Annotated in this window: 1 pseudogene; it reads left to right on the forward strand. The window is 66.7% G+C overall.

The annotated features are described in order from the left end of the window. Positions 1 to 653 (forward strand): annotated as a pseudogene (locus Q4I23_RS32960) (IS6 family transposase); the annotation flags it as partial. Positions 654 to 666 lie beyond the last annotated feature (13 nt).

Genomic DNA, 666 nt, shown 5'->3' on the forward strand with positions numbered 1-666 from the left:
CGGCGGTGTGGCTCTACTTCCGCTTCCCCTTGAGCCTGCGCATGGTCGAGGAGATGCTGGCGGCCCGCGGCATCACCGTGAGCCATGAGACGGTGCGGCAATGGGCCTTGAAGTTCGGCCGCGAGATCGCGGACCGGTTGCGCCGGCGGGGGCCACGCCGGGGCGGTAAATGACACCTCGACGAGGTCGTCCTGACCATCGCTGGCAAGAAACATTATCTATGGCGGGCCGTCGACCGCGATGGCTTCGTGCTCGATGTGCTGGTGCAGAGCCGGCGCGATGCCAAGGCGGCCAAGCGCCTGCTCCGCAAATTGCTGAAAAAGCAGGGCCGCGCCCCGCGGGTGCTGGTGACCGATAAGCTGAAGTCCTACGCCGCGGCCAAGCGGACCATCATGCCGGGGGTGGAGCACCGTCAGCACAAGGGCATCAACAACCGGGCCGAGAACTCGCACCAACCGACCTGGCGACGCGAACGGCAGATGAAGCGCTTCAAATCGCCCCGACAGAGGCAGCGCTTTCTGTCTATCCATGACCCGATCGCCAACCTCTTCCATCTCCGCCGCGACCACCGCCCCGCCTCCGACTACCGCGCCGCCCGCACCCAGGCCTTCACTGCCTGGGTTGAGGTCGCCGGTGCGCCGCTGGCCGCTTGATCCCCCGATCTCT

The sequence above is a fragment of the Azospirillum sp. UFLA03-27 genome (assembly GCF_059803775.1).